This is a genomic window from Paenibacillus sp. J31R120 (genome assembly GCF_056269225.1).
This window is the reverse complement of sequence record NZ_JBWDNN010000004.1, coordinates 540,419-566,795: the sequence shown is the minus strand read 5'-3', so window position 1 is coordinate 566,795 and position 26,377 is coordinate 540,419. Positions and strand designations below refer to the sequence as shown.

23 protein-coding genes are annotated in these 26,377 nt (G+C 50.0%); 6 read left to right on the top strand and 17 right to left on the bottom strand.

Annotation, left to right across the window (positions count from 1 at the left end; genetic code table 11):
• Positions 1-190: 190 nt before the first annotated feature.
• Positions 191-757 carry a hypothetical protein gene (locus AC0YNW_RS18005; protein ID WP_475833101.1) on the bottom strand — a complete coding sequence of 189 codons (567 nt, stop codon included), beginning with the start codon at positions 755-757 and terminating at the stop codon, positions 191-193.
• A gap of 342 nt (positions 758-1,099) precedes the next feature.
• On the opposite strand from AC0YNW_RS18005, the gene AC0YNW_RS18000 reads away from it, so the two are divergent.
• Positions 1,100-2,023 (top strand): hypothetical protein, encoded by a 924-nt coding sequence (locus tag AC0YNW_RS18000; RefSeq protein WP_475833100.1) that lies wholly within the window; start codon positions 1,100-1,102, stop codon positions 2,021-2,023.
• Positions 2,024-2,158: 135 nt separating this feature from the next.
• Entirely contained in the window at positions 2,159-2,404 is a 246-nt protein-coding gene (locus AC0YNW_RS17995) for an NHLP leader peptide family RiPP precursor (protein ID WP_475833099.1), read from the top strand.
• A gap of 50 nt (positions 2,405-2,454) precedes the next feature.
• Here the strand turns inward: AC0YNW_RS17995 and AC0YNW_RS17990 are convergent, their stop codons facing one another.
• The 4 genes from AC0YNW_RS17990 to AC0YNW_RS17975 form a co-directional block, all read right to left on the bottom strand.
• Positions 2,455-4,353: an ATP-binding protein gene (locus tag AC0YNW_RS17990; RefSeq protein WP_475833176.1), complete on the bottom strand. Its 1,899-nt coding sequence runs from the start codon at positions 4,351-4,353 to the stop codon at positions 2,455-2,457.
• Between the two features lie 202 nt (positions 4,354-4,555).
• Positions 4,556-5,275 carry a hypothetical protein gene (locus AC0YNW_RS17985; protein WP_475833098.1) on the bottom strand — a complete coding sequence of 240 codons (720 nt, stop codon included), beginning with the start codon at positions 5,273-5,275 and terminating at the stop codon, positions 4,556-4,558.
• Positions 5,272-6,153: an ATP-binding cassette domain-containing protein gene (locus AC0YNW_RS17980; protein WP_475833097.1), complete on the bottom strand. Its 882-nt coding sequence runs from the start codon at positions 6,151-6,153 to the stop codon at positions 5,272-5,274. Before AC0YNW_RS17980 ends, AC0YNW_RS17985 begins: the two co-directional genes overlap by 4 nt.
• Positions 6,150-6,518 carry a GntR family transcriptional regulator gene (locus AC0YNW_RS17975; protein ID WP_387471475.1) on the bottom strand — a complete coding sequence of 123 codons (369 nt, stop codon included), beginning with the start codon at positions 6,516-6,518 and terminating at the stop codon, positions 6,150-6,152. Before AC0YNW_RS17975 ends, AC0YNW_RS17980 begins: the two co-directional genes overlap by 4 nt.
• Before the next feature lie 292 nt (positions 6,519-6,810).
• On the opposite strand from AC0YNW_RS17975, the gene AC0YNW_RS17970 reads away from it, so the two are divergent.
• The 3 genes from AC0YNW_RS17970 to AC0YNW_RS17960 all read left to right on the top strand — a co-directional run bounded on the left by AC0YNW_RS17970 (position 6,811) and on the right by AC0YNW_RS17960 (position 11,422).
• Positions 6,811-9,189 carry a beta-propeller domain-containing protein gene (locus AC0YNW_RS17970; protein ID WP_475833096.1) on the top strand — a complete coding sequence of 793 codons (2,379 nt, stop codon included), beginning with the start codon at positions 6,811-6,813 and terminating at the stop codon, positions 9,187-9,189.
• Between the two features lie 186 nt (positions 9,190-9,375).
• Positions 9,376-10,344, top strand: coding sequence for an acetylxylan esterase (locus tag AC0YNW_RS17965; protein WP_475833095.1), 969 nt, complete (start codon positions 9,376-9,378; stop codon positions 10,342-10,344).
• Between the two features lie 211 nt (positions 10,345-10,555).
• Positions 10,556-11,422: an alpha/beta fold hydrolase gene (locus tag AC0YNW_RS17960; RefSeq protein WP_475833094.1), complete on the top strand. Its 867-nt coding sequence runs from the start codon at positions 10,556-10,558 to the stop codon at positions 11,420-11,422.
• 647 nt (positions 11,423-12,069) lie between these two features.
• Here the strand turns inward: AC0YNW_RS17960 and AC0YNW_RS17955 are convergent.
• From AC0YNW_RS17955 to AC0YNW_RS17905, 11 genes are all read right to left on the bottom strand, one after another.
• Positions 12,070-12,615 (bottom strand): GNAT family N-acetyltransferase, encoded by a 546-nt coding sequence (locus AC0YNW_RS17955; protein WP_475833093.1) that lies wholly within the window; start codon positions 12,613-12,615, stop codon positions 12,070-12,072.
• A gap of 90 nt (positions 12,616-12,705) precedes the next feature.
• Complete coding sequence (locus AC0YNW_RS17950) at positions 12,706-13,239, bottom strand: GNAT family N-acetyltransferase (RefSeq protein ID WP_475833092.1); 534 nt, start codon at positions 13,237-13,239, stop codon at positions 12,706-12,708.
• 154 nt (positions 13,240-13,393) lie between these two features.
• Positions 13,394-13,594: a hypothetical protein gene (locus tag AC0YNW_RS17945; RefSeq protein WP_475833091.1), complete on the bottom strand. Its 201-nt coding sequence runs from the start codon at positions 13,592-13,594 to the stop codon at positions 13,394-13,396.
• Between the two features lie 82 nt (positions 13,595-13,676).
• Positions 13,677-15,158 carry an ABC transporter substrate-binding protein gene (locus tag AC0YNW_RS17940; protein ID WP_475833090.1) on the bottom strand — a complete coding sequence of 494 codons (1,482 nt, stop codon included), beginning with the start codon at positions 15,156-15,158 and terminating at the stop codon, positions 13,677-13,679.
• Between the two features lie 168 nt (positions 15,159-15,326).
• A complete protein-coding gene (locus tag AC0YNW_RS17935) occupies positions 15,327-16,823 on the bottom strand; it encodes an ABC transporter substrate-binding protein (protein ID WP_475833089.1) in 1,497 nt (498 codons plus the stop codon).
• A 277-nt stretch (positions 16,824-17,100) separates the two neighbouring features.
• Positions 17,101-17,703: a response regulator gene (locus tag AC0YNW_RS17930; protein WP_387471457.1), complete on the bottom strand. Its 603-nt coding sequence runs from the start codon at positions 17,701-17,703 to the stop codon at positions 17,101-17,103.
• Positions 17,700-18,839, bottom strand: a complete 1,140-nt coding sequence (locus tag AC0YNW_RS17925; protein WP_475833088.1) for a histidine kinase — start codon at positions 18,837-18,839, stop codon at positions 17,700-17,702. The genes AC0YNW_RS17930 and AC0YNW_RS17925 overlap by 4 nt, the downstream gene beginning before the upstream one ends.
• A gap of 66 nt (positions 18,840-18,905) precedes the next feature.
• Positions 18,906-19,958 (bottom strand): Delta(5) desaturase DesA, encoded by a 1,053-nt coding sequence (desA, locus tag AC0YNW_RS17920; RefSeq protein WP_475833087.1) that lies wholly within the window; start codon positions 19,956-19,958, stop codon positions 18,906-18,908.
• Positions 19,959-20,087: 129 nt separating this feature from the next.
• The gene (locus AC0YNW_RS17915; RefSeq protein WP_475833086.1) at positions 20,088-22,085 is read right to left on the bottom strand and encodes a dihydroorotate dehydrogenase; all 1,998 of its coding nucleotides are present in this window, start codon (positions 22,083-22,085) and stop codon (positions 20,088-20,090) included.
• Between the two features lie 53 nt (positions 22,086-22,138).
• Positions 22,139-23,377, bottom strand: a complete 1,239-nt coding sequence (locus AC0YNW_RS17910; RefSeq protein ID WP_475833085.1) for an aminopeptidase — start codon at positions 23,375-23,377, stop codon at positions 22,139-22,141.
• 54 nt (positions 23,378-23,431) lie between these two features.
• The gene (locus AC0YNW_RS17905; protein ID WP_475833084.1) at positions 23,432-24,406 is read right to left on the bottom strand and encodes a helix-turn-helix transcriptional regulator; all 975 of its coding nucleotides are present in this window, start codon (positions 24,404-24,406) and stop codon (positions 23,432-23,434) included.
• A 146-nt stretch (positions 24,407-24,552) separates the two neighbouring features.
• On the opposite strand from AC0YNW_RS17905, the gene AC0YNW_RS17900 reads away from it, so the two are divergent.
• Complete coding sequence (locus AC0YNW_RS17900) at positions 24,553-25,437, top strand: SDR family oxidoreductase (RefSeq protein WP_475833175.1); 885 nt, start codon at positions 24,553-24,555, stop codon at positions 25,435-25,437.
• A gap of 63 nt (positions 25,438-25,500) precedes the next feature.
• Here AC0YNW_RS17900 and AC0YNW_RS17895 read toward each other — a convergent pair whose 3' ends face one another.
• Positions 25,501-26,370 (bottom strand): SDR family oxidoreductase, encoded by an 870-nt coding sequence (locus AC0YNW_RS17895; RefSeq protein WP_475833083.1) that lies wholly within the window; start codon positions 26,368-26,370, stop codon positions 25,501-25,503.
• Positions 26,371-26,377: the final 7 nt, after the last annotated feature.

The window sequence follows — 26,377 nt, the reverse complement described above, 5'->3', positions numbered from 1 at the left end:
TGCTCTGCTTTACGAACATTGTATCCCTAAATCCAGTCCTATCAAGGGTTTTGAGGCTGTGGAATTTGCTAAACCGATTGAAATTGCTAAATTGTCGCATGAAAAATAAACCTATTCTTTTCGAATGGGCTGGGAGCAGAGCAGATCATATGGCAACAAAAAAAGACCTCTGCTGCAGAGATCTTTTGGATTAAGCGGTACGGAATGCGCTGGCTGCCGGTATGCTCTCGAAGCCCGTATAGGAATGCAGTCTTCCGTGATAGACCAGCTCCAGCTCCGGCGTATGCTGCAGATCGCCAGGCGTCACTAGCAGTGGTGACTTGTCTACCAGACTCACACCGCTTCTCTCGAACACCGTAGCAACGAATTGAGAGCAGAAGTAGGCGTAGCGCCGTTCCCACTCGATGTTGAACACAACACCAAGCATGCCTACCAAATTATATTTGTACAAATCTTGATATTGTTCGAAATGCTGTATTTGGTTACGAATGCTATTGTATGTCGCTTGGCTCACATTACAGCGGTACAGCGCGCACATCGATTCTTCGAAAAAATCGCCCCGCACATTTTCTTTCACGAATCCGGCGAAGAAAGGATTGCTTGGATTCTTCCTGCCGAAGCTATATACTTCGTCCAAATCCTTGTCAAAAGCAATAGATGCATGATTCAGCGGATCTTTCGTGAAGGTTCTTATAATTTTTGTTAAGACGGTTCCGGTATCGGTTAGCAATACATATATTTCTTTATCTCTGTTCATGACTTTCTGACCTCCACATGAAAGAACTCTTCTAGGTATTAACTTTAATGCAGGAAACGCAAAATTATTAACCTGCTCAGGTAATAGATGACCCTCGACTTTAGTCCAGTTGTGCTCAGCCTCTCATGAAAGAGAAAAGTGAAAATTTGATGAACGTCATCAGTCCTTCTTCATTCTACTGGATTTTCCAGCTTTCCTCAACCTATCAAACAAAAGATTTCATCAAAATAAATTCATATTCTGTCAGGATTTGTAGGAGCCTTGCCTGCGGCCATGATATAGTAGGAAAAAAAGCTTGTTTCCTTATATCCTACTCTATTCATGAACGGGAGATCGGTTACGATGGACTGGTACCAACGACATGTTAACAGCTTGAGCTCCGTATTCCGAAAAGCGCAGTTGCAAATTGCACAGTTCCCTCGCCCGCTTGGTGACATTGGGCATGCGTATGCGATGAACTATAATCCGCTGGATGATTCGGATAAGGGCAAAGACTACATATGCGTCCTGCTGCCGTACTGGATGCAGGAGATGACCGGCATCTCGGACGAGCAGTGTGATAGTCTGGCGCTTGCCAATATATATGGCATGCTTTACTTTTTTATTCTTGATGATGTAATGGATAGTACGCAGATCGAGCGGGTGAAGTCTCAACTTTCTTTGGCAAGCCTCCTGCAATTGGAGATGTACGCTCTGTTCCGGGAGCTGTTCCCTTCAGAAAGTCCGTTTTGGGCCTACTACGACCGCTACGTGACAGCCTGGGCGGATTGTGTTGTGAATGAGGCGGAAGCGGATTACTTTGTTCATGATCCGATTCGTACAGCCGGAAAGGCAGGTCCCGTGAAAATCTCAGCTGTTGGCGCATGCTTGCTTGCCGGAACCGAGGACCGCATTGCTGAAGTCGAGCAATCGGTCGACCTGGCTCTGATGACCTTGCAAATGCTGGACGACTGGGCGGACTGGCAGGAGGATATGTCTGAAGGCAGCTATAACGGGCTGCTCGCGTTGATTGCTTCCGAGACGGGCTTAACCTATAGTACGCTGACCGAAGAAGCTGTCCGGTCGCGCATCTACGTGCTCGGCTGTATGAACCGATATGCCGATATCGCAAGTCGCAATCATGACAGGCTGATGAAGCTTGGCCATCGCATCCCTGCCATCGAAGAATACCATCACTATATGGTAAGCAGCCTTCGCCAAATAGCGGACGGGATCGAAACGACGAAACGAAAAGCGCTGGGCGGCGGCATTAACTTTTTCCGCTAACGACACACAAGTCCATCCTCCTAGAACCACAAGACTAGAAACGTGTAGAATATAGTAAAAAAGTTGTAGTAAATGTCGAATAATCATGCTATCCTAGTCTTGGTAATCCTATACATATTTGAGAGGATGATTACGGTGCCAAGCGAAAAGGAACTACGAGAAAAGATTATTGAGAAGGCGTGGTCCGACAGTGCATTCAGACTGCAACTGTTGACTGATCCCAAAGCAGCGATTTTAGATGCGTTTAGTATCGATATTCCTGCTGAATTCAACCTCAAAGTACTGGAAGAAACGAATGATACTTTCTACCTGGTTCTGCCTAAGAAACCGGACGATAAAGATAGCGCTGCCACTCAAGTCTGTGGACCAAGATGGATTTAATAAATAAAAACCGTGATCTCCTATTCTATTCGAGATCAACGGTTTTATTTTTATGCTGACTGAATGGTTATGCAAGCTTCTGTTCCTATACCTTTTGTACTTTGAAACTTTAAATTTCCATTCATTGCTTCTATTATTCGATAAGTAACCATGAGGCCTAGTCCCGTACCTTTAGTTTTCTTTGAATAATAGGGTTCTCCTAATCTCTTTAAATCTTCTGGGTCTATTCCTTCTCCGTTATCTTTAACTTCAATAACAACATCATTATTTTCATTTTTATATGCATTTATCTCAACGGTTCCATTCTCACCCAAAGCTTCAATACTGTTCTTAATAATGTTAATTAGGGCTTGTTTAAATCTAGATGAATTACCGCGAATCAATAACCCTTCATCACAATTTAATTTTAAGGACCCGCCTGACATTGTTGCTAATGGGGCTATGATTGCTGCTATTTGTTGCAATTCCTCAGATACATCAATTTGATTTACTTCGCCTAAGTCTGGTTTTGCAAAAGTAAGGAAGTCTGTAATAATCTCTGATGCTCTGTCCAACTCATCTATTGCCAAAGTCATGTAGCTTTTATCTCTTTCATTTGATTTTCGACCTAATAATTGCAAGAATCCTCTTGTTACTTGCAAAGGATTTCGTACTTCATGCGCTATTGATGCAGCTAAGTTGCTAATCAATTCAATCTTCTCGGATCTTTGAAGTTCATTATTAAAAATCTCTATTTGCTTTGAATATTGTATAGCTTGTTCATAATTATGCATTACTCTGCGAACTAAAATAATAATAAGAGAGGCTAAGAAAAATAAAATACTAATTTTCCAATAGAACATTTTATATAATTTATTATTGTAGATGTACCATATTAACTCTATGAGAACTACTCCGGCAAATATGGATATTCCTGAAGATAAAATCATGGCTTCTTTATTTTTACTTTTAAACTGATAAGCTAATGAGACCAAGAGTATTATGTTACCAATCAAAATAGAGATCGTAAACCCGATAAAACCAACACTATAATAAATCTGAGATATCTCATCAGAATATAGGCTTGCTATTAAAAGACATAAATACACAACTACAATGTACTTTTGAATCGTTTTATATTTTGAAATTAAACCAAAAGGTCCACTCCCAAATATTTTTTCAAAAAATGAAAATAATGCGGGAATTAATAACGATGAGGCAATATCAAAAAGGATATACACTAATCTACCATACTCGGGAAAGAACTTATCAACAAATGAAGAATAAGTAAAAATCATAACCCCAATTGTCAACATCACCATAAATAGCGAATTCCATCCTGGCAGGAATCTGCGATTTAAAAATAACATGCTTACCATCATAAAGAATGCAATAAAAATCAAACCCGTCCCTAAAACCACATCAATTAAATCAAACTTAATATAGTTTTTGTATAAATCATCAAACTCTCCAATCTCAATTGAGTTTTGTAATCCTAATCTTTCAATGTTCACAACAATCTTCACATATATAATTTTAAAAGATTCAATATTTGATAATGGAACGATTACCTCGTTAATATCGTATGAATAATTTCTATGTCGCTCCATAGTTACGCTATTATCAATGTAGATAAGCATGTCTTTTGCATAGAGCTTGGTAATATTCAAAGCCGGTCTATTATAATTCAATTCAGGTAATTGGATTTTTAACCATGCCGATTTAATTCCGTCGGGAAGGGAAGGATACTCCTCGCCAGCCTTAACGGGGAACCATCCACCTTGATCGCCTAACGAGGTGACTTGCTCGATCGTCATCTCTTCACCGGGCTTCTCCCAGAGCATTTGCCAATCCGTAATGGCATTGACTTGCTCCTTGCCTTCCGCATAAAGCTGGGCCCCCGGAACTAGCAAGGACAAAAGAACTAATGCAATGGCAACTTTATATATAGATCCTCGTGTTTCCCCCATAATAGACACCGTTGACCGACCTCTTCACGTTGATATTTTTTTCATAATTCGACAATCTTCTGCAAAATTTCCTACTAACATTTTCCTCTATTCCAAATATAATAGCAACAGTCTAAATGGGCTGTTTTGCAAAAAAAATGTCCCGATTGCCTCTCACCCCGTGAAGAAGTGATAAGCATCAGGACATAATGGAGTACAACATTTAGATCAACTTGCGCTTGATGGCCACCGTACGATGCATGCCATAATTCAATGCCATTATGATGCCGACGATGAGCAGAACGAGCAGCATTTCTACTACAAAGGACATCGACAGCCCTGTCATGTTATAACCGAACAGCTCGATCGGTCCGGTACCGCTCACCATTTCGATTAAGATAATAGGGACAAGGGAGAGGATAGAAATGGCTATGCCACTCTTCCAGTTAAAACGGTAGAAACTGCTCCCGATCATCCAACCAATAGCGAAATAACCCAGGAATCCGAGGAAGAACTCCACGCCGGATTGCAGTAGCGGAGGTGTAACCAGAATCTCCTGCCCTCCGAACCAATCTGTCAGCAAGCGCTCCACAGGGAAACCGATGATCATCACTACAGCGCTTATAAGTGACATCAGCATGGTGAATAGGATAGCGCCTCCTACAAAATGCTTGCGGGTTATGCCGCTGGAGACGAAGCTCGACAAGGATACGGGTGTCAGCAGTATGCCAATCACCAGAAGGTATATTTTCGGCGAGATACTGGCGCCTGTCCAGATGCCCTGTCCCACTCCCAACTCTTTTGACAGATTGATGGGCAGACCCAAGTGAATGCCAACAAAGATCGCCACAAATACGATCCAATATCCAATAAGCGAGAGCCGATAGCCGTTCCATAGGTTGCTTGCTACAATGAGTACAGGGTGCTTTCGCTTCGCTGTCATACTCCCCCGCCTCCTTTCTTCGTTAAATGTACGAACAGATCTTGCAGCGGCACAGGTCCAAGCTCCAGTCCGTCCTTACGCGCGCGGTTCACGTGCTCCTGATTCAACTCTCCGTATACCGTCACAGACTTGGTTCTGCCAAGCTTCTGCTCTCCGAGTACCTGCAATCCAATCACATATTCATCCACCCGCTCAGCAGGTCCTGTAATGGAGACGCCCCGTTGTCTCAGCGATTCCGATTCTTCGTGCAAGAGCAATCGTCCGTTATCCAGAATGAGCACCTCTTCGAACAAATTGCCCACTTCCTCGATCAGATGTGTCGAAAGAATGAAGGTACGCGGATGCTCCATATAATCACGCAGCACCTCGTCATAAAAGGCATACCGGGTAGGAGCGTCCATTCCTAGATACGCTTCATCGAATATCGTTACAGGAGCCCGGCTCGCCAGGCCAAGCGTAACGCCAAGCGCCGATTTCATGCCTCTCGACAAGCTGGAGATACTCTTCTTCAGCGGAAGCTGGTACAGATTCAGCAGATGATTCGCATATTGCTCATCCCAATTCGGCCAGCAGCTTGCGGCCAGTTTGATTGCATCCTTTACCTTGTAGCCGTCCGTCATATGGCCATTTTCTTGAATGAAGCATACCTGACTCATAATTTCCGCATTCTCGAATGCAACCTTGCCGCCAATCAGCACTTCACCCGTTGAAGGCTGCCTAAAGGAAGCTAGGGTCGACAGCAGGCTGGTCTTGCCCGATCCGTTCCGTCCAAGCAAACCATAGATTTTGCCGCCCTCCAGTCTGAAGGACACATTGTCCACCGCTACGGTACGTCCGTAATGAACGCCTACGCTTCTTATATCTATGCCTAGCGTCATCGTCCCTCGCCCTCCTTCCGGCTTTCAATATGGTTCAATATATCTGTGATCGGTACGCCGATCTGTCTCGCTTCCTCGACCATCCGGTCAACAACTTCCTCGAAGAAACGTTCCTTGCGCGCTTGAACCAGCGTCTGCCGCGCATCTGCACTTACGAACATGCCAATCCCTCTTTTCTTATACAATATGCCTTCCTCCGTCAAAAGCTGAAAGCCCTTCGCCGCCGTAGCCGGATTAATCCGGTAAAACGCCGCATACTGATTGGTCGACATCACCTGCTCCTCTTCCTTCAATGCGCCGGATACTATGTCAGCCTTGATTTGATCAGCGATCTGCTGATAGATCGGACTTCGTTCATCGAACACGTCATCACCTCTTTGCTTATGTGGTTCATTACTTATGTAACTAACCATATAACTTCTACCGGTCATCGTCAAGCCCAATTCCAAAAAATTCGAAAGATCTTGCGCACAAAAATGGTTTCCCTTACCATGTGAAGGGAGATGAGATCAGAATTGCACGAACCCTAACAGCATGATTTTGCTGATGGGAATTGTAACTTCTGGAAAGGTTTTTGCGTTGAAGAGGATAGCAACCGGGGATTCTGACACGGAGAAGACTGGCATCACCTTATTGATCAAAAAGGGAGGAACAATCATGAAGCGAACTGCCTTATTGGCGGCTTGCCTGGCGATCGCACTATGTCTTCCGTCGTCGCTTCCATGGACGGCCACAAGCGAAGCTCTTGCATCACCGAAGCCGATTCGCATCGAATTGGAAGGCAAGGAGCTGCCGCTTGCGGCGCCCGCCTATATTGAACAAGGCTCTACCCTCGTACCCGTTCGGGAGATTGCTGAAGCATTGGGGGCAAAGGTTACGTACGACAAGAAAAACGGGGAGCAGACCATTCGGTTGACCAAAGGCGAACGTGAAGCCTTGCTTACGATTGGCTCGAAGGGGATGCTTGCGCAAGGAAGAACCATCGCGCTCACTGCCGCCCCGCGTACCGTCAACAGCGTCACGTTCGTCCCGCTCCGGGCGATATCCGAAGCGCTCGGAACTGTTGTGACATGGGACGGCCAGACGCGTACAGTCCATATCGATAAGCCGCTGGAGCTACCGGCTGTCGGAACAGAAGAGAAGCTGATCGAGCTGCTGAAGTCGACTCCGACTGATGACAGCGCCATCATCTCGCTTCCGGGATTATCCATCCAAGGCAAAGAAGAAGTCCCCGTAGATAGTTCAGCTCCGCCAGTAGCAGAAGCTAATGGAGAAGCCGGGGCACCTGGCACCGACTATTCTCAAACGAACATTCAGGTCAGCGGCGTAGACGAAGCCGATTGGGCCAAGACCGACGGCCGGTTCATCTATCAGATCAGCGGCTCTCGCGTCGTCATTACGGATATTTCCAACCCTGACCAGCCGCGTCTAGCCAGCGAATTAACGTACAGCTCGAAAGAACAATTCCAACCCGAACAGCTGTATGTAGACGATACGCGCCTGATCGTAATCGGCTATACGACAGACTATGGCGTGGATACGATTCAGACGCAAAGCGAGCAAACTACCGTTATGCCTGAAGCCGAAAGCATGCCGCTATTGCTGCCGTCACCGATGAAGCAATCGGTAAGATCCTATATTTACGACCTTCAGAGCAGCGGTCGGCCCAAGCTGAAACGCACACTGGAGCAGGAAGGCAGCTACCTCTCCTCCCGCAAGATCGGCGACGCTTTATACATCATCACCAATAAGCTCTATCGCAATTATTCCCTATATGCCAAGTCAAAAGGACTTCATCTGGATGCCATGACAGGACAACAGACGGACTTCAACCAGTTGGCTGCTTCCTTGCGTCCCGGCTATGCCGATTCAGCAGTGTCAGATAAGCCGCAGAACGTATCGCTTGACGATATTCATTACTTCCCCGACATCATCGACTATTCGGTGCTGCTCGTTGGTGCCATCGATCTGGGCCAGCCGGAAGGCCAGCTTCAAATATCGGCTTATCTGGGATCGGGTGATAAAATTTTTGTCTCCCAGCGCCATCTTTATGTGTCCCAACTGCTGTATAAGACAAAGGACAAAGATTTTGAAATGGTTACGAAGTTCCACAAGTTCCGGCTGGATTACGGCAGCGTACTCTATATGGGAGAAGGGACCGTTCCCGGCTATGTCACCGATCCGTTCTCAATGAATGAACATGAGGGCTACTTCCGTGTAGCCTTGACGAATGGCGATCTCACATCCGATTATCCGGGCGAGTCCAGCCAGATCTACATCCTGGATGAGAAGCTTCGTATTATCGGGAAGCTGGACGGCATAGCGCCGGGCGAACGCATGTATTCGGTACGCTTCATGGGGAAACGAGCCTATATGGTCACCTTCCGCAACGTCGATCCCCTCTTTGCCATTGACCTGAGCAACCCGCAGCAGCCGAAGATTCTTGGCCAGCTTAAGATTCCGGGTTACAGCGATTATTTGCATCCTTATGACGAGAATCATCTGATCGGCTTCGGCAAGGACACAACCGAAATCAAAGGCTTCGGATCAAATGATACAAGGGCAATAGCCACAGGAATGAAGATCGCCCTGTTCGATGTCAGCGATGTGAGCCGTCCAAAAGAGAAGTTCAAGGAAATCATCGGAGACATCGGCACTCAATCAGAGCTGCTGAACGACTACAAGGCGCTGTTGTTTTCCAAAGAAAAAGGGCTGCTTGCCTTCCCTGTCACGCTCTATGAGATCAAGGATAAAGATGCTGAGGGGAACGCAGACTCATTCGCCCACGGCCAGTTCGCCTATCAGGGCGCCTATGTGTACAGCATCGATCTGGAGAAGGGCTTCCGTCTGAGAGACCGAATTACGCATCTGTCAGATGAGGAAATGCTGAAGAGCGGCATGTATAGCTACAACTATTCGAAGGCTGTCAGACGAATTATGTATGCGGGTGATACGCTGTATACGTTGTCGGATGCCATGCTGAAGGCCAATTACTTGAGTGATCTTAAGGAACGCGGCGAGCTGCTATACCCATAGCCATTGCGCACGGGAGGACAGTGAATACACTGTCCTCCTTCACTATGATTGGATTTATACGCCAATCCTAACGAATCTGGTATACTATTGTCCGTACGAAAAAGCAGTGCATTGCACGTTTAAAAACAAGCCTCGAATAAACTCATGAAGAAACAGAAGCTATGCTAACCTGAGGAGGAACTCAACATGCCACAGCCTTACGACTTGCCCTTGGAACAGCTTCGCGCCTATAAGCCGCTGCCGACCAGACAAGACGACTTCGACGATTTCTGGAATACGACCCTGGAGAAGCTTGCGGAGGTCCCTCTCCACTATGAACGCACCGAGCTATCCTATCCTGTAAAAGGGATCAAAGTGTACCGCGTGCTGTACACCGGATTCCATCATGCGACCATTGAAGGCCTGCTGGCCTTGCCTGAGGGGACCGATCCCCTGCCGGGAATCGTAGCGTACCACGGCTACAATTGGTGCCAGGACAGCGATATCCATGAGACCGTCAACCTGGCGTTGAAAGGCTACGCGGTCTTGAAGATGATGTGCCGCGGCCAGCACGGCCTGAGTGTCGACAATGTGGTGTCGTCGAACGGGCATGTGACGGGCTGGATGGCGAAAGGCATTCAGAACAAGGACGAATATTATTACAGGGCCGTCTATATGGACGCCGTGCGCGCCATCGACGTTCTAGCCGCGATGCCAGAAGTCGATCGTGAGCGTATTGCCGTAACAGGCGGCAGTCAGGGCGGAGCCATCACTCTTGCGGCAGCTGCATTATCCGACAAACCGAAGCTTGCGGTCGCGGATTATCCGTATCTGTCCGACTTCCAGCGGTCGATTGATCTCGCGCCGCGCGGTCCATACGGCGAGCTGAATGAGTACTTCCGGCGGCATTCCGGCAACCCGGAGATCGAGACGAACGCACTCAGAACGCTATCTTATTTCGATCTGGTCAATCTGGCTCCGCGCATTCGCTGTTATTCCTGGATGACGATCGGACTTGTCGACGACATTACGCCGCCGTCTACCGTATTTGCCGTCTACAACCATCTCCAGTGCCCGAAGGATATTGCCGTATACCGGTACTTCGGCCACGAGCTTATGCCCGGTTCAATAACGACCAGGCTCCAGCTGTTCATGGATTATTTGCAGCCATCCTGACTGGTCTGATAACTGTATATCCTCTATATGTACCACCCTGCGCCCCCTGAGCACAGCTCGAATTGAACGACAGAAACGGAATGCATGTACATTCCGCTTCTGTCGTTCTTTATTTTCCAACCATTGACAATATACTCATTTTCCATTATCATTTTTACCATGGCAAATAATTTTTCCCTAAGGAAACAATTTAGATTGCGAGGTGAACGGAATGCCCAGAGCCGCTATTGAGCACCCACTATTCGAGCAATTGATTGCGTTCCGAACGACCTACCCCAAACAAACGCTTCCGTATGACGGACTGCAATGGAAGTATCATATAAGCGGCAAAGGAAAGCCAGCGCTGCTGCTGTTGCCCGGCGGTCTAGGAAGCGGCGAAGCGTTTTTCGCGCATTTCATGGAGCTGACGAGCCGCTATACCGTCATTGCTCCTTATTACGGCAGAGCCGAGGATATTGGACAACTGACGGAAGGTATCATAGCCATTATGGAGCATGAGCATATCGAATCGTTTCATGTGCTGGGCCAGTCCTTCGGCGGCCTTGTCGCGCAAGCGCTGCTCTCGAAGGTGCCGCACCGGATCGACAGGATCATCTTGTCCCATACCACCACCGCTTCTCCAGACCCTGCAGCCGCTCCCAGTCAAAAACGCATCATTCGTATCCGAAAGCTGATCCGCATCGTCAAGATGGTCCCACGCTCCATGTTCATTACCGTATCCCGCAATAAAGTTCAGAAGCACTTCCGCTCCATGCCTGCCGGTGAAGTCCCCTTCTGGCAATGGTACTTTGAAGAGCTTATAAGAAGCCAGACAAAACAGGAGCTTCTTGCGATCTATCAGTGTATGCTGAACTTGGATTCGAAGCCTGTCCCGCCTGTGAGCCCGATATTCGATCAAAGCAATATGCTCATTATCGATTCTCCCGCAGACGCATCCTTCTCGGAGGAAGAACGGGATGCGGTTCGAACGCAATTCCCGGATGCCGACTTTTTGCGGTTCAAGCATGCCGGGCATCTCAGCATAATTACAGAGAGAAAGCAGTATATGAAGGAAATCCGCAAGTTTCTAATCTCTTAAAACAACAGCACGCCCAGCATATTCGGCCCGATAAACTAATAGCCGAGCATGGATTGGCGTCGCATCCAATTGTTCGTTTTCATATACGTCTCCCCCTTGGCATGCTGGCTAACTTTGGCTGACCTCATCTTATCAAGGAGGGGCGGGGGCTTATAAGGAACATTTCCACCGCATTCGTATCACAAAATGACGCATTTTCCGCCCATCATACCGCCTGCTTAGATCGTGGATTTGTTCTATATGCGTGTCGTAGGGAGGGGCGTGCTGGGCAGAGGTTTCTGGCAACACTAATTCACCATTTCCGCCGCATTCAACCAATTAGTTGTTTCTGGCAACACTATTTCACCATTCTCGCCGCATTCAGCCAATTAGTTGTTTCTGGCAACACTAATCCGCGATTCCGGGCTAATATCTCCGTTTATGTGTTTCTGGCAACACTATTTCTGTGAGCTACAACTTCTGTATCTAACTAAGCGCCAGCGTCCAAGACGCTCCCTCCCTCCTTAAAAAGAAAAAGCAGGAACATTCGTCAACTACGAATGTCCCTGCTTCTCCTGCAATCCAACTATCCAGTCATGCCCTGCTCTTCTGAATTCTCTCGTCCCAATCTCCGAAGTTCGCCGCAATTGTGCTGCGGACCCGAAGACCTACGCCTGCTGCTGCATCTTCTCATACTCATGCACCAGAATAGAATACTGATGCGAGTCAAGCCATTTGCCTTTGTGGAACATATGCTCACGCATATGCCCTTCATAGGTCATGCCGAGCTTGCGCATGACGGTGGCAGAGCCGATGTTGCCCGGGCGGCAGGTCGCGTAGACCCGATGAAGGCCAAGCTCCCGGAATCCGTACCGCAACAGGGCACCAGCAGCTTCGGTTGCATAGCCCTTGCCCCAATGCTGACTGTTAAAACAATAGCCAATCTCGCCTTGCGACGCTGGCAGGACGTATAGCCCCGTACCACCGATTAGCTTCCCGCTTTCCTTCAGCACAACGGCAAGCTCATATCCCTCTCTCGGCTTCTGCGCCTGAATACGTAGCATATGAACAATAAAATCCCGCGTATCCGTCTCCGAGTTAGGTCCCCATATCATATGAGTCGTCACAACTGGATCTGACGCATATTCATGCACTGCTTCCTGATCCTCATGAGTAAACTCCCGAAGCAGTAATCGTTCCGTCTCTAACTGCATATCACGCCGCCTCCTTTAGTCTGCCTAACGTTCAAACAGCACTCTATGCCTCTGCGATGACTGTAATGATTTCTCTGCTTACAGCGCTGCCTACTCTCTTCCATCAATCCAAAACCGCTTCAAAACTACACCCTTCTCCGTTGTAAAAGGGGAATCCGGCACACCGCCCGCCCCTCGGATCGTCCGCTCCGAGGCTTCGTTGTCGTGATCGCATACCAGCAGCACGCGATCGATGCCCATCGCTTTCGTAATCTTCAGCGCTTCCGCAAGCTGCACCGACGCATATCCTCTGCCGCGGCGCGAAGGGCGAATGCCGTAGCCAATATGTCCGCCGCTCTCCAGCAGCTTCTGATTAAGCCGATGACGGATATTGACCGCCCCGACCACTTCCTCATCCTCGTTGATCAGCCAATAAGTGGAATGCGGCACAAAGGCGTCATCCTTCAATTTCTCCTCGCTGTCCGCAGCACACAAAAATGCCAGATAAGCTTTAAAATCCCACGGATCTTGTTCCACCACCCAAGGCACGATAGCATCAACGCCCTCCGTCATCCAATCTTCATAAAAATTCATATACGCTTCACGGTAAGCCAGCGACGGCTCCACCAGCCTCACATTGCCCATGCGGCATCCCTCTTCTCCAATTTCCAACATCAAGATAATGGACACTATTATATCGATGCAGCTTCAACAATGCAATATGAAAGACCGTCCCAAGGCTCATCAAGAGCCCAAGGACGGTCTATTCCGAACTATGTGATTCTTCCAAACATCCCGCTTACTTCTGCTGCTTCAAATAATCGTTATGACGCTGCGCCATCCGAACCAGCGTCTCGTCGCCAGTCTGGTTGCCGAGGAAATACTTCTCGTATTCCTGCGAACGCAGATCCATGACTTCCTGCGGCACGCTGCGGATGAGCCATTCGCCGATATTCAGCATCGCCGCTTCACCACCGAGGAATACATTCTCCACCGGCATTTTCGAAGTCAGCTGTTCGCCGAGCAGCGGAGTCGTCTCTTGCGATTCTCTCGCGTCTATCCTTGCTTTGCCATCGATTTATCTAAGCTCCCTCGTCAGCAGCCAAATCCTCAGCTTCCGATGGCGCATCGGATGGCTCCAACCCTTCAGCCGGTAACTCCGTCTCTGTGACTTCTTCAGTCGGCTTGCTTCCGTCACCGGAAGCATCAGTCCTGGCCAGAAGTGATTCACCTCTTGCTTGAAGCGACTCCAATGCCTCCTCCAGGCCTTTGCTTCCATCCTGGACGGCTTGAAGCTCCTCGTCCTTCATCCAATAAAATTCATTGTAGAAAGAATCGGGCAGCCTGTTCTCTACTGCTGCCTTTTTATTGAACGATGGTTTTAGCTTGTAGAAAGCCTCAAAGTGATGTCCCGCATCGTCGCGGATATACTTCGTATGAATCGGAAGCCCTCTGCCAAAGCCGAGCTTGGATTTCAACCGAGTATGCTCTTCATTAGCCACGAAAGAAATCAGCTTCCACGCTGCCTCCGGGTTCGGGGAATCTTTCATAATCGCAAATACTTCCGAGAGAAAAAATCCATTGGAACTGTCCCGATTTTGTTCGCCAACCGGCACGGTAACCATATCCCAATCCTTGATCAAATCGCCGCTATCCTCCCCCAGCTTGCTTATTTCCTCCAATTCCCGAAGCAAATAGCTTTGATCGATGAGCATAGCTACACGATTAGACAAAAACGGATTTTGCTTCAAGTAGCCTTGGTAGGTCATAGACACTGGATTGCTCTGCTGATCTTGACGATAGAACGTATCCGAATCCGTCAATTTCTTCGCCACCTCCACTGCCTCTTGCCACGCAGGTGTGTTGACCGTTATTTGCCTCGTAGCTTCATTGACGTACTTCAAGCCTTCGCTGCTCATGATCATATCCGAGATTTCATTCAACGTCCCGGAGTAACCCAGCTTAATTCCATATATGCGATCCGTTGGCTCTCCGTCTGCTGGGAAACGCTCAGCCAATTGGATCACCTCGCTCCAGGTCATTTGATCAGTCGGATAAGGGATGTTATGAGCATCGAATAGTCCTTTGTTGTAATAAAGCACCCGTCCACTGAATGACGATGGCATGCCATACTGCTGACCATCCCCTATCTCCTTCATCATATCGATAATGCCAGGCACCAATTTATCCGTATTGATCTTATCCCGGGCCATGTACGTATCCAGGCTTAGAAGCTTGCCTTTCTCCGTTAACGTCTCCAGGTCATACAGGTCAATTAACAGTAAGTCCGGCTTTTCTTTTTCAATTAGCTCTTGTTTGGCTTTAACGGGATCTACTTCGTTGCTGTTGTATATCCGCTGCAGGGAAACAATCTCGAACTCGATCTCCGGATACAACGTGCTGAACAGCATTCCGTAATTTCGATAAAATTCTTCTTCGGAGTAGTACAGAACCTTCAATGTAACGGGATCACTCGTTTCCTGCTCCTTGCCTCCTAAGCTGCATCCGGTGAACATCATGCATACCACTAGCAGCAAGGAAAGCTTTTTACACCAGTATGTCACTTTCTTTCCCCCTCGTTACTTATTAGTCCGAAAAAAATCGGTCATCAACCACTCATCATTTTACTTATAACGATTGCTTCTTATATTTTTTTCCATATTTATTCTAAAAAAATGAGACATCCCTTATGGCTTTTTGCCATCTGAATGTCTCATTCGTCAGTTAGTTCATTATTCTACAACAACAGATTCTACAGTACCGGACGCTCCGGCTGCTTCTTGCATTTGCTTCATTTGTTCTGCGTTACGCTCTTCCCATAGCTTGTTAACCTCTTCATCCGTCATGGACTCTTGAGCAAGCAGTTCTTCACCCTTCGTATGCAAGGCAGCAAGCGCATCATCCACAGACTTGTTGCCGTCCTGAACTGCCTTGAACTCCTCTTCCATGTAAGAGTAATACATCATGCCGAATTGCTTCGGAAGCTTCTCGAACTCTTTGTAGTCCATGCTAGGCTTCGAAGGCTTCAGCTTGTAGAATGCCGCATAGTTGTGGCCTTCATCATCCTTGATATACTTCGTATGAATCGAGAAGCCGTTGTTGTAAGTCAGCTTCGACTTCACGCGCGCATAATTTTCACCGGAGATATAGGAGATGAACTTCCAAGCCGCATCAGCGTTCGGCGAGTCTTTGGCAATTGCAAAGATATTGTTGTACCATGTGCTTGTGCTTTGATCCGGCATTTGCGGACTGACCGGGATTGTGACAATATCCCAATCCTTCACGATTTTACCTTCATCCTTGCTGTAATACTCAGCAGCTTCCTTCAAGTCGCGGATATAATAGCTGCCATCGATTGTCATCGCTGCACGATTGCTTGTGAATGGATTGCGCAGCATGTAATCGTCGTAATTGCCCGAGAAGCCCATATTATTTTGTGCTTCAAAGTACAAAGCTTCGGATTTAATGGCGTCATAAGCCGTTTGGACCGCATTTTTCCAGCCAGCTGTATTAATCGTCATCGTTTTAGTTGCCGGGTTAACATAGTTCAGACCTTCGGATTGGGCCATGGTTTGCGCCAGCTCGTTCAGACTGCCGCTGTAGCCAGCCTTCAGGCCGTAGACGCGGTCCTCTTTTTCTCCATCGGTCGGGAACTGTCTAGCCAATTGGATAACTTCGTTCCATGTCATATTATCAGTCGGATACGGAATATTGAATTTGTCGAACAAGCCTTTATTATAGAACAACACTTGGCTGCTGAAGCCGGAAGGAAGACCGTACAGTTGGCCGCCGCCGAGCTCCTTCATATAGTCGATCATTCCCGGCACAAGTCCAGCTGTATCGAACTTATCCTTGGCAATATAAGCATCCAGGTCGGTGAACTTGCCGTCCTGTGCCATCTTCTCGTACTCTGTAATATCAAGCATCAGTATATCTGGCTTTTCCTTATCGATCAGTTCCTGTCTGGCCTTCTCATAGTCAACCTCTTCGCCATCCTCGCCCCTATTGCCGCGATAGATGCTTTGTGTTGTTACAACGGAAATATCAATTTCCGGATATAACGTGCTGAACAGCATGCCGTACTCCTGGAAGAAGCTTCCTTCATCATAATACATCACCTTGAGTGCTTGCGGCGTACTCGAGCTCTCCTCTTTGCCGCCCAAGCTGCAGCCTGCCAGAAGTGTCGTTACGAGCACGACAGAAGCTGCTTTTTTGAACCAGTTTTTCATTTCTTTTTCCTCTCCCCGCTTTTTTTCTAACTCCCATGTCATCCAATATGTACCATAGACTATACGTTTTTACGAACATAAAAGTTGCAAGTGACATCGTTTTTCCATGCTTTTTTTGATAAAAGCTGGTTTTCTATGCTCGTTTAGTCTACAGGTCCCCGTCTCCTCTTAACTATAATCGGAATTCCTGTTTTAGTTGTAAACATCTTGTAAATATGTTGTAAATATTTTCTTAAACTTTCTTAAGAAGTACCCCGAATCATAATAAAAGAGCCGGTTACTTGAACCAGCCCTTCTCCTTGAATCTCGTAATTGCCTCAATCCGATTGCTCACGCCCAGCTTATCCAGAATGACGGAGATGTAATTGCGTACTGTCCCTGTTGTCAGGAAAAGCTCATTTGCGATCTCTTTCGTGTTTTTGCCGTCGGCCACCAGCTCCAGCACTTCCTTCTCCCGCTCCGTAAGCGGATTATCAGAGCCGCCGCCGTAAGCTTCGTCCATCAGCTCGGAAGCGTACACCTTTCGACCGGACATAACGCTTCGAATGGAGCTTGCCAGCTCCTCGCTGGGACTGTCCTTAAGCAGATAGCCGCTGACACCGGCCTTAATCGCTCGCTCGAAATAACCCGAGCGGGCGAAGGTCGTCAGAATGATGACCTTGCTCGCGCCTCTCATCTCTTCCGCAGCTTCCAATCCGCTCTTAAGCGGCATCTCGATATCCATGATGCAGATATCCGGCTTATGCTGCTTAGCCAGAGCGATCGCTTCCTCACCATTCGACGCCCGCCCTACTACCTTCATGTCGTCCTCCAAATCCAGAAGCGAGGACAGCGCGCCAAGCAGCATGCGTTGATCCTCCGCTATGACGATTGTAATCATTCGCTAGTCTCCTCCTTCGTGGGACGCTTCACAACATGCGGCACCGTAATATTCAGCTCGGTTCCTCTGTCAGATCTAATGCTCAGACTCCCGTTAACGAACTCCAGTCTCTCCTTCATCCCGCGAAGCCCGTTGCCTCGATAATACCCGGGCCGTACTGTCATGCCTATGCCGTCATCCGATACGGTGACCGAGAAGTCGGTCAGGGTCGATGTGAAGGTGATCGTGCAACGCTTGGCCTTACTATGCTTCACCACATTCGTGACCGCTTCCTTCATAGACATGCAGAGCACGTTTTCGGTCAGCAGGTTCGTATCGTTTAGCCGGTAGTCCCCTACTACGTGAAGCTCGATATCTGCTGCGGCTAATATTTGCGTAACGCGATGCAGCTCCTCGTCTAGCCTGGCCCCCCTCATCTGGGTGACCATCTCGCGTACTTCCTTGAGGGCGGTCCGGGCAGTTTGCTGCACGTCGCGTATTTCGGCTTGGGCGCGAAGCGGATTTTTATGAACCAGCTTACCCGCCAGATCGCTTTTGAGTCCGATGAGAGACAGCTTCTGGCCAAGCGTGTCATGCAGGTCACGCGCGATGCGCTGACGTTCCTCCTGCTTCACAAGCTCCGCTATCCGTTTGTGGGCATCCTCCAGTTGGCCTTCCAGCTGGCCTTGCTTCTTCTGGTTATACGTATTGAACGGAAGCAGAATAACGACGATCAGGCTGATCAGAATAAACGGAAATTGCGTGAAAAACAGCTGATTTTGGGTAGCAAAGCCGTAATTGACCGTAATGAACGTACTTGCCAGATGAATCGCATATAAAGTGAAAAAACCTGCTCGGTTCTGAATATTGCCAATAAAAAAAGCCAGGAAAATGGAGAAGTACACGTAGCTGAACAGAAGCGTCATCGCAATCGATATGAGAATTTGCACACTCGTCCAGAAATAGACAAGCCATCCTTTGGAGACAAAGGACAGCCGGTAGCATACGAAAAATAAAATGATCATGACAATGCCGGAGATGACCTCCGGCGTTGACGAAGAGCGGAATATAAAGTAAAACGGCAAGATGCAGAAGACGACCCAAACGTATGGGCTCAGCCCGGTATTGCGGTGAAAGATTTGATACCACTTATTCATCTGCAACCACATCCTCTGCCTTCCGACTCATGCCGTGTCTTTCTCGTTATTGTAGCATACTCCGCATTAGCTTGCCTTGCGGGGATTACCTGAAGGCGTTACACGGCTAGTCGATGACGGTCGTCTCAGACGGTCCTTCACAGCGCGGAAGCTGACGAACCGCTTGCCTTCTTCATCCCACAGTCTGAACTTGAGTGACTCGAAGCTCTGGCGGATCGTAATCGTAGTCGCCTTATGCAGCGGCGGTACTGCATCATGCGCCGTCTCCAGATAATAGTTCGGCACCTTCGGGCTAAGATGATGCACATGGTGGAAGCCGATATTGCCGGTCAGCCATTGGAACAGCTTCGGAAGCTTATAGTACGAGCTGCCATCTACAGCCGCCTTCACATAGCTCCATTCTTCCTCATGCTCGAAGTACGAATCCTCGAACTGGTGCTGTACGTAGAACAGCCATACGCCAAGCACACCGGACAGATAGAAGATCGGGCCTTGCACCAGAAGGAATGCCTGCCAGCCGATTGCCCAGCACATAAGCGCGTACACGGCAACAATAAGCGCGTTCATCAGATACGTATTCATGCGTTCCTTGCGGCGGGCACCCTTGCGGTTGAAGCGGTATTGGAACAAGAATACATAGATAGGTCCGATACCAAACATAATGATCGGATTCCGATAAATCCGGTAAGCGAGCTTCTGCTTCCAAGATGACGCAGCATACTCCTCCACCGTCAAGATCCACAAGTCACCTACGCCCCGCTTGTCAAGATTGCTGCTTGTTGCGTGATGAATGGCATGTGAGTTTTTCCATTGCTGATAAGGGACTAGCGTAAGCACGCCAGTTATAATACCCATGATGTCGTTGGCCCGCTTGCTCTTGAAGAACGAGCCGTGGCAGCAATCATGGAAAATAATAAAGGCTCGAATAACGAAAAAGGATGTGGCTACGCCAAATGCCAGCGTTAGCCAATAGGATATGGACAAGCTCCAGTAAGCGGCATACCATAAGACAACCAGCGGGAGCAGCGTATTGAACAATTGCCTTATGCTAACGTTAAGTTCGGAATGTTCAAAAGGGGCTACGCTTTTTTTCAATTGCATTTGTTTGGGATCAGACATGCTGACGTCCTCCTCTGAGTTCCATAGAGCGGGAGGAACTAGCCTTCTCCGGCTCTTGCTTACTCCATTGTAGAATAACGACCGTACCTGCTCCTAGTCATAAACGTCAAGTCGCCTATATGACAAATGTCATATAGGCAACTTCTTCATCATGTATGGATACAACAGAATAAGGCCAGCTATGTACAAAAACACTGCCACAAATGCGGGAAGAAGATGCATGAAATCGATGTAGCCGATGCCGTAATGAACGGATAGTCCGGCATAAAATCCTGGCGCCCCTCCGATCAAGAGCGTCCACCATAACCATCGCCTGCCTTGGCCGATCCCCCAAAGGGCAATAATGAGAATCGCGATGGCATCGCACAGCAGTGCGCCTCCAAAGCCTGCCCGGTCATGGGCAATTAGGGAGATCAGCTTCGGATTGACGGCATTTAATTGATCTGGCACAGTGCCCAGAAAGGCCAGATCCGCCTTCACGAATACATGGGTTACGCCAACGCCGGCAATTGCAATGCCGCCAGCCGTAAGCGCAAAGCCTAATGCAACAAAGCACAGCTGCCCCCACATCGCCAGCCTCCATGCCCGGTCATTGCGCAGATTGACCGGCTTGCGGCTCGGTCTGTCGGCATGGCCTCTGAGGGAGAAGATGAACATGGGCAGGAGCACGGCAGCCGCCAGCGCATGAAGCGGATCAAAGTAGCCATAGCCCAGGTAAAGAAAGAAACTGGAGAAGCCCACTGCACAGGAGGACACAAGAGCCGTACGCGCCCAATGCTGTCCGTATCGCAAGCCGTATCTGGCAAGCTGATAATACAAAATGCCGATGGAGATCATCGTACCTGCCAGCGTAATCCGGTCATGCGACATAAAGTGGAGCAAGTGGTGGTTCACATGATGGATCTCTGGGATCGACATTCCGAGGAATCGTGTATCGTAGGATAGCAGCACATCCGTCGCCCCGATCCACCAGGCCAATAGTCCGCCTATGATCATGCCGACGCCAAGCAGACACATCCATCCCCAATTGCGCCAGAAGGGAATTGGCTCTGGCGGTGACTCCTTGCGAACCGTCTCGTAGATGATCGCCTCGTTAATCCGCTTGGGCAAGCCGGGGCCGGAATGAACAAGCCCGCTGTGCAGCATGATGAGATCGGCTCCCGCTTCAAGCAGTCTTAGCGCGTCCAGCGGCTCATGGACACCCCCGCCAGCCTTGATGATGAAGTCATCACCCATCCTCTCGCGTAGCAGAGCGGTCTTGCCCAGCGACGGGTCCAGACCAGCCTTGCCCACGACAGCCTGCCTTATTGATTTGCCGTTCGTCGTTCCTGCGGAAGCTGGCTGACCAGTCTCAGATCTTGATCGGTTATCTTCATCTGGCAGGATATGCTCCAGCCAAGCTTCGCCGATAACGGCACCTTGCCAGCGGACTTCTTCCGTGCACTCTATTAGTTGCAGCAGCCGCTCATCAGGCAATGATAGCGGGACGTACAGGAACAGCGGCAGCTCTTGGTTCATTCGCAGTTTCGCAAGGCCATGACCTATGCGCTCAACTTGCTCCCATGGTTGATCACCAGAAGCTATGTCAATATAAAATCCGGCCGCTCCCGACTTGGCCAGCGTCTCCATCAACTTATTCAGCTGCTCCAGCGCTTCGCCGGACGATGCGCCAGGCATCGGCGTCAGGCGCGCATAGGAAGGCAGCTTATGCTTCCTATGCGCCAATCGCTCTGCTATAGCGGCCAATCCGTCATTCTCGAAGTAGTCAGGATAATAGATCGTCTCGCTTGTGCGGTCATTCCTTATCGGATCGTCGCTCCGAATTGCGCTTACCGTCACAGGCCCCAACTCCATGAAGCCAGGCCCGAACTGCGCAAGCGCCTCCTGCGCGACTCCTGCAGGATCGACCCCTCCCGATACCCCAATCGGCGAAAGAAGCGCCAAGCCTGCTGCTTGACGCTTCAATATCGGGGACAGCTCCATATGGCCGAGCGTCCGGATGACGAACGAGCCGCCCGGCAGGCGGCTGATCGCACCCATCGCTCCCAGCGTGAACGAGCGGCTGACGCGTGACGGCAGCCGGGACAAGAGCGGACGGAATAGGGTTTGATAGGACCAATCCGGCATAGCGTTCAGTTCTCCCCTTCCCTAAGCTTTACACCGTAATTACCACTGGTGCATTAGATCGCCCAGGCTCCCTTGCGGAAGACAGGCACGACTGTGCCATCGGCTTGAATGCCGTCAATATCCATCTCGGCAGAGCCGATCATGAAGTCGTTATGTGTAATGCTGGAATTGACGCCATGAGCTTCAAGCTCCTCCGGCGACATCGTCTTGCCGCCTTCCACGTTGAACGCATAGCCGCTGCCGATTGCCAGGTGGTTGGACGCGTTTTCGTCGAAAAGCGTATTGTAGAACAGGATGCCGGACTGGGAAATTGGCGATTCATGCGGCACAAGCGCGACTTCGCCCAAGTATTTTGCTCCTTCGTCCACATCGACCAGCTTCTTCAGAATTTCTTCGCCTTCCTCGGCTTCTACTTTCACAACTTGGCCGTTCTCGAAGGTCAGCTTGAAGCGGTCGATAATGTTGCCGCCATAGCTAAGCGGCTTCGTGCTGGACACATAGCCGTTCGTACCCGTCTTCAGCGGCACGGTGAATACTTCCTCTGTCGGCATATTCGCCATAAAGGAGAAGCCCTTCTCGTTCGTGCTGCCTGCGGCTACCCAGATATGCTTCTCGTGCAATTCTACTGTCAGATCTGTGCCCGGCGCCGTGTAATGCAGCTTCTGGAAGCGATGCGCGTTCAACGTCTCCGCCTTCTCGTGCAGCGTTTCATTGTGCTTCACCCATGCTTGCACCGGATCAGCGTCATGCAGGCGCACGGAATCGAAGATCGCCTTCCACAGCAGGTTCACCGCTTCGCTCTCGGATACGTCAGGGAACACTTTCTTCGCCCACTCTGCTCCTGCCGCAGCCACGACCGTCCAGCTCACCTTATCGGATTGAATCGCTCTGCGGAACTCGCGCAGGCCTTGGCCAGAAGCTTTCTGGAAAGCAGAGATGCGCTCCGACGGAATACCCTTCAGCAGGTCGGGGCTGGATGCCGTAATGGAGATGAACACCGCGCCGCGATTCACAAAGTCATTGCGCTTGGCTGTCTCCCATTCCGGGAAATGGCTGAACACATCATCCGCTGCCTTTTCATATTTCAGACGGGACAACTGGTCATCCGTCCATTCTACATGCACATTGGAAGCTCCCGCTTCATAGGCTTTGGCAGCTACAAGACGAACCAGCGGCGCGATCTCAATGGAAGCTCCGTTTATGTAAACCTCTTGGCCCTGCTGAATGTTAACGCCTGTGCGAACGATCAGTTCGGCGTATTTCTCAAAATACTGCTCCATATTTGTGCTCATATGTACATCTCCTCTATCTTCAAATGATGGATCAGGCATGTGCCTATCCGTAATTTATGCACGGTTCCAGTATACCACTCGCAGCGCCTCGATTTCATCCATGACCATCTTCCTTAGTACGGATGGCTCTAGCGCTTCCATGCTCGCTCCATAGCTCATAATGATCTGGCAGGCCGACTCCAGCGTCTCAAATTCCACGCGAGCAGACGTCCATCCCGAGGTGTCATCCTCCTCTTCTTGCCGCATAGAAAGAACATACCTCTCCGACTCCAGACGGCGCAGGAGGTTATTCTTGAGCCTGACCACCGCGGGGTAACGCGGCAGCTGTCCTTTGAAATCCGCCAAGGAACGCTCCCAGTATGCCGCCAGATTGAATGTCTCTGGAGGACGGAATCCGTTCGGAAGCAGCTCTGCTGACCTCAGCCTCGATATGCGGAAGGTGCGGACGTCCTCCGCTTCTGTCAAAGCTGCGACGTACCAGACATTGCGCTTCGCCACCAGTCCAAGCGGCCTTATGACGCGGTCTGAGGGGACGCCATCGCGATCATAGGCAATACGAAGCTCCCGCTCCTCCCAGACCGCCTCCTGTACGATCGGCAAGTGCGGGTGTTGGTCCTTGCCGTATTTCTCCGCATGCCAGCCGGCTCCGTCGATATGGATTTTGCTGCGGACCAGCTCTGCATTCTTCCTCGCCGCATCCGTCGTCGCCGCCAGCAGCTTCCGAAGCCCCGCCTCCAATGACTGCCGTTGGCCCAAATCGCCCAGCGCATCACCCTGGCTCGATAGAAGCAAAGCGGTAAGCTCATCGGCGTGAAGTCCCGTCAGGCTGGAGCGGTATCCTTCCGTCAGGAGCCAGCCGCCTTGCGGTCCGCGCTCCGCATACACAGGAACGCCCGCACTGCTTAGCTCCTCCATATCGCGCAGAACCGTCCGCTCGGTCACCTCCAGACGCTCCGCAAGCTGCTTCGATGTCAGCTTCCCCTCGGATTGCAGCAGCAATACAATGGACATCAGCCTTCCTGCACGCACAATCATCACCTCTTCCCAACGTTGTTCATCTGCTTCCATCTTATCATGTTTATATGACAGAGGATGTCGTATATGAGCCAATATACTAAGGAAGCAAGATACTTATCCATACAGAGAGCGAAGGAGTTGGCTGAATAATGACAACCATGGGACCGTTGCAAGGAAAAGTCGCCATTGTAGCGGGGGCTACAAGAGGTGCGGGAAGAGGCATCGCTGTCAGTCTGGGCGAAGCGGGCGCAACTGTATATTGCACGGGACGCAGCATGGCCGGAAGCCCGTCGGACCTGAACCGGAGCGAGACGGTACAAGACACGGCGCGGCTCGTCACCGAAGCGGGAGGCGTTGGCATTCCCGTTCGCGTCGATCATACGAATGAAGCCGATGTGTCGGCGCTGTTCGAGCAGATCAACCAAGAACAGAATGGACGGCTCGATCTGCTCGTTAATAATATTTGGGGCGGCGAGAAGCTGGTCGAATGGGAGACGCCATTCTGGAAGCATTCGCTTGTGAACGGCCTTCTTATGCAGGAGAGAGCCGTTAAAGCCCATCTCATCACCAGCTATTACGGCGCGCCTCTCATGGTGGAGCAGGGATCGGGCCTTATTATTGAAGTAACGGACGGCATTGATTACCGCTACAGAGGCAATCTGTTCTACAGCTTGGCCAAAATCTCGCCGATTCATCTCGCAGCCGCAATGGCCGAGGAGCTGAAGCCGCATGGCGTGGCGGCTGTTGCCGTAACGCCGGGCTTCCTCCGCTCCGAGGAGATGCTGGAGCATTACGGTGTGGCGGAAGCCAACTGGCGGGAAGCCGTCACCAGCGGCTTGCCGAATGCGGAGCACTTCGGACAATCAGAGACACCGCGCTTCATTGGCCGGGGCATCGCCGCTTTGGCTGCCGATCCGGATTACGCTTCGAAGAGCGGCTCCGCGCAGGCGAGCTGGGATTTGTCGGACTTATACGGATTCAAGGACATCGACGGCAGCTCTCCGCATTGGGGACGCTATGCGAAGGAACACGGCTTTCTATAAGCGGAACATGGAACAGGAGAGGCCGGACATCGGCCTCTCCTTGTTCGCTTCAACATCATCGTCTTATCCGTTCACGATTTCTCCGCCGTTAATATGAAGGATCTGGCCTGTCATATAACTGGAATCCTCGCAGGCCAGGTAGACATAAGCTGCTGCCAGCTCATGGGGCTGGCCTGGCCTTCCCATCGGTGTGTCCGAGCCGAAGGTCGATACCGCCTGCGGATCGAACGATGCCGGAATAAGCGGCGTCCAGATGGGACCTGGCGCAACGCCGTTGACACGGATGCCCCCGCCTGCGAGATTAGCGGCCAGCGCCCGCGTGAACGACACGACAGCCCCTTTGGTCGAGGAATAATCGATCAGCGTAGGATTCCCCTTATACGCCGTAATGGAGGCGGTATTAATAATCGATGCCCCTTGCTTCAAATGAGGCATAGCTGCAATCGTGACATGGAACATGCCGAATACATTGGTGCGGAACGTTGCCTCCAGCTGCCTCGGCGTAATATCCTCCAGCTTCTGGCGCACATGCTGCTCCGCCGCATTATTCACGAGAATGTCCAGCTTGCCGTGTGCTTCGATTGCTGCGCGGATGAGCCCTTGCCCGAACGTTTCTGAACCGATATCTCCCGCAACCAGCTTGCATTTCACTCCATGCTGCTCCACGATCTCCTTGGTCTGATTGGCATCGTCATGCTCGTCTTTGTAGGCGATGACTAGCGATGCTCCTTCCTTCGCATAAGCAACGGCAACCGCCCTGCCTATACCGCTGTCTCCGCCTGTAATGACCGCCACTTTGCCCTTCAGCTTGCCTGCCGCCTTGTACTGGTCCGTCTCGAAGATTGGAGGCGGGCTCATCTCCGATTCGTTGCCGGGCTGCCGCTCCTGATTTTGCGGGGGAAAAATCTGCTGTTTTTTATCCGAATTCGCCATCGTCATC

Coding starts and splice junctions, on each gene's coding strand:
- AC0YNW_RS18005 (WP_475833101.1), bottom strand. CDS start 757: ATGAACAGAGATAAAGAAATATATGTATTGCTAACCGATACCGGAACC.
- AC0YNW_RS18000 (WP_475833100.1), top strand. CDS start 1,100: ATGGACTGGTACCAACGACATGTTAACAGCTTGAGCTCCGTATTCCGA.
- AC0YNW_RS17990 (WP_475833176.1), bottom strand. CDS start 4,353: ATGGGGGAAACACGAGGATCTATATATAAAGTTGCCATTGCATTAGTT.
- AC0YNW_RS17985 (WP_475833098.1), bottom strand. CDS start 5,275: ATGACAGCGAAGCGAAAGCACCCTGTACTCATTGTAGCAAGCAACCTA.
- AC0YNW_RS17980 (WP_475833097.1), bottom strand. CDS start 6,153: ATGACGCTAGGCATAGATATAAGAAGCGTAGGCGTTCATTACGGACGT.
- AC0YNW_RS17970 (WP_475833096.1), top strand. CDS start 6,811: ATGAAGCGAACTGCCTTATTGGCGGCTTGCCTGGCGATCGCACTATGT.
- AC0YNW_RS17965 (WP_475833095.1), top strand. CDS start 9,376: ATGCCACAGCCTTACGACTTGCCCTTGGAACAGCTTCGCGCCTATAAG.
- AC0YNW_RS17960 (WP_475833094.1), top strand. CDS start 10,556: ATGCCCAGAGCCGCTATTGAGCACCCACTATTCGAGCAATTGATTGCG.
- AC0YNW_RS17955 (WP_475833093.1), bottom strand. CDS start 12,615: ATGCAGTTAGAGACGGAACGATTACTGCTTCGGGAGTTTACTCATGAG.
- AC0YNW_RS17950 (WP_475833092.1), bottom strand. CDS start 13,239: ATGGGCAATGTGAGGCTGGTGGAGCCGTCGCTGGCTTACCGTGAAGCG.
- AC0YNW_RS17945 (WP_475833091.1), bottom strand. CDS start 13,594: ATGCCGGTGGAGAATGTATTCCTCGGTGGTGAAGCGGCGATGCTGAAT.
- AC0YNW_RS17935 (WP_475833089.1), bottom strand. CDS start 16,823: ATGAAAAACTGGTTCAAAAAAGCAGCTTCTGTCGTGCTCGTAACGACA.
- AC0YNW_RS17930 (WP_387471457.1), bottom strand. CDS start 17,703: ATGATTACAATCGTCATAGCGGAGGATCAACGCATGCTGCTTGGCGCG.
- AC0YNW_RS17925 (WP_475833088.1), bottom strand. CDS start 18,839: ATGAATAAGTGGTATCAAATCTTTCACCGCAATACCGGGCTGAGCCCA.
- desA (WP_475833087.1), bottom strand. CDS start 19,958: ATGTCTGATCCCAAACAAATGCAATTGAAAAAAAGCGTAGCCCCTTTT.
- AC0YNW_RS17915 (WP_475833086.1), bottom strand. CDS start 22,085: ATGCCGGATTGGTCCTATCAAACCCTATTCCGTCCGCTCTTGTCCCGG.
- AC0YNW_RS17910 (WP_475833085.1), bottom strand. CDS start 23,377: ATGAGCACAAATATGGAGCAGTATTTTGAGAAATACGCCGAACTGATC.
- AC0YNW_RS17900 (WP_475833175.1), top strand. CDS start 24,553: ATGGGACCGTTGCAAGGAAAAGTCGCCATTGTAGCGGGGGCTACAAGA.
- AC0YNW_RS17895 (WP_475833083.1), bottom strand. CDS start 26,370: ATGGCGAATTCGGATAAAAAACAGCAGATTTTTCCCCCGCAAAATCAG.